The sequence below is a fragment of the Colwellia sp. MB3u-4 genome (assembly GCF_014077065.1).
Lineage (GTDB): Bacteria > Pseudomonadota > Gammaproteobacteria > Enterobacterales > Alteromonadaceae > Cognaticolwellia.
In genome coordinates this window covers 1-2,939 of record NZ_JACGVE010000059.1, presented here as the reverse complement: position 1 = coordinate 2,939, position 2,939 = coordinate 1, and the positions used below count along the sequence as shown (strand labels likewise).

At 49.2% G+C, this 2,939-nt stretch carries 1 rRNA gene; it reads right to left on the bottom strand.

Annotated features, from left to right (window positions below):
- Positions 1 to 29: 29 nt before the first annotated feature.
- Positions 30 to 2,922: ribosomal RNA gene (locus tag H4J61_RS02305) — 23S ribosomal RNA — on the bottom strand.
- Positions 2,923 to 2,939 lie beyond the last annotated feature (17 nt).

Here is a 2,939-nt window from a genome sequence, read left to right as displayed (position 1 = left end):
CACACAACTTAAAACCACTTGGGTGTTGTATGGTTAAGCCTCACGGGTAATTAGTATTGGTTAGCTCAAGACCTCGCAGTCCTTACACACCCAACCTATCAACGTTGTAGTCTCCAACGACCCTTTAGGGAGCTTAAAGCTCCAGTGAGAACTCATCTCAAAGCCTGCTTCCCGCTTAGATGCTTTCAGCGGTTATCAGTTCCGAACGTAGCTACCGGGCAATGCTATTGGCATAACAACCCGAACACCAGCGGTTCGTCCACTCCGGTCCTCTCGTACTAGGAGCAGCCCTCTTCAATTCTCAAACGCCCACGGCAGATAGGGACCGAACTGTCTCACGACGTTCTAAACCCAGCTCGCGTACCACTTTAAATGGCGAACAGCCATACCCTTGGGACCGACTTCAGCCCCAGGATGTGATGAGCCGACATCGAGGTGCCAAACACCGCCGTCGATATGAACTCTTGGGCGGTATCAGCCTGTTATCCCCGGAGTACCTTTTATCCGTTGAGCGATGGCCCTTCCATACAGAACCACCGGATCACTATGACCTACTTTCGTACCTGCTCGACGTGTCTGTCTCGCAGTTAAGCTGGCTTATGCCATTGCACTAACCGTACGATGTCCGACCGTACTTAGCCAACCTTCGTGCTCCTCCGTTACTCTTTAGGAGGAGACCGCCCCAGTCAAACTACCCACCAGACAGTGTCCCCAAGCCCGATAAGGGCCCTAGGTTAGAACATCACGCATACAAGGGTGGTATTTCAAGGTAGACTCCACCACATCTAGCGACATGGTTTCATAGTCTCCCACCTATCCTACACATGTAGGAGCAATGTTCACTGTCAAGCTATAGTAAAGGTTCACGGGGTCTTTCCGTCTAGCCGCGGGTATACGGCATCTTAACCGCAATTTCAATTTCACTGAGTCTCGGGTGGAGACAGTGTGGCCATGATTACGCCATTCGTGCAGGTCGGAACTTACCCGACAAGGAATTTCGCTACCTTAGGACCGTTATAGTTACGGCCGCCGTTTACCGGGGCTTCGATCATGAGCTTCTCCGAAGATAACCCAATCAATTAACCTTCCGGCACCGGGCAGGCGTCACACCGTATACGTCATCTTTCGATTTTGCACAGTGCTGTGTTTTTAATAAACAGTTCCAGCCACCTGGTTACTTCGACTCTCCGATGCTTACTGAGCAAGTCATTCACATTAGAGAGCGTACCTTCTCCCGAAGTTACGGTACTATTTTGCCTAGTTCCTTCACCCGAGTTCTCTCAAGCGCCTTAGTATTCTCTACCTAACCACCTGTGTCGGTTTGGGGTACGGTTCCTATATATCTGAAGCTTAGAAGCTTTTCCTGGAAGCATGGCATCAATGACTTCAATTCCGTAGAATCTCGTCTCGTATCTCAGTGTTGAATGAAGTCCCGGATTTACCTAAGACAACCACCTACATACTTTCACACGGACTACCAACGCCGTGCTCACCTAGCCTACTCCGTCCCTCCTTCGCAATATATAGAAGTACAGAAATATTAATCTGTTTCCCATCGACTACGCGTTTCCGCCTCGCCTTAGGGGCCGACTTACCCTGCCCTGATTAACATGGGACAGGAAACCTTGGTCTTTCGGCGGGGGAGTTTTTCACTCCCCTTATCGTTACTCATGTCAGCATTCGCACTTCTGATACCTCCAGCAAGCTTTACAACTCACCTTCAACGGCTTACAGAACGCTCCCCTACCACTTGTTCCTAAGAACAAATCCGCAGCTTCGGTGACTAGTTTAGCCCCGTTACATCTTCCGCGCAGACCGACTCGACTAGTGAGCTATTACGCTTTCTTTAAAGGATGGCTGCTTCTAAGCCAACCTCCTAGCTGTCTATGCCTTTCCACATCGTTTCCCACTTAACTAGTACTTTGGGACCTTAGCTGGCGGTCTGGGTTGTTTCCCTCTTCACAACGGACGTTAGCACCCGTAGTGTGTCTCCCGCATATCACTCATTGGTATTCGGAGTTTGCAAAGGGTTGGTAAGTCGGGATGACCCCCTAGCCTTAACAGTGCTCTACCCCCAATGGTGTTCGTGCGAGGCTCTACCTAAATAGATTTCGGGGAGAACCAGCTATCTCCCGGCTTGATTAGCCTTTCACTCCGACCCACAAGTCATCACCGCATTTTTCAACATACGTGTGTTCGGTCCTCCAGTTGATGTTACTCAACCTTCAACCTGCCCATGGGTAGATCGCCGGGTTTCGGGTCTATACCCTGCAACTAAACGCGCAGTTAACACTCGCTTTCGCTACGGCTCCCCTATTCGGTTAACCTTGCTACAGAATATAAGTCGCTGACCCATTATACAAAAGGTACGCAATCACTAGACTAAATCTAGCTCTCACTGCTTGTACGTATGCGGTTTCAGGTTCTATTTCACTCCCCTCACAGGGGTTCTTTTCGCCTTTCCCTCACGGTACTGGTTCACTATCGGTCAGTTAGGAGTATTTAGCCTTGGAGGATGGTCCCCCCATGTTCAGTCAACGTTTCACGTGTGCCGACCTACTCGATTTCATGATAAGTTTATTTTCGTGTACGGGGCTATCACCCTGTATCGCTCTACTTTCCAGTAGATTCCACTAACTTACAAACCACTTAAGGGCTAATTCCCGTTCGCTCGCCGCTACTAAGGAAATCTCGGTTGATTTCTTTTCCTCGGGGTACTTAGATGTTTCAGTTCTCCCGGTTCGCCTCATTAAGCTATGTATTCACTTAATGATACCCAACTTACGTTGGGTGGGTTTCCCCATTCGGATATCTTTGGCTATAACGGTTTTTATCACCTCACCAAAGCTTTTCGCAGATTAACACGTCCTTCATCGCCTCTAACTGCCAAGGCATCCACCACATACGCTTAGTCACTTAACCATACAACCCCAAGTAGT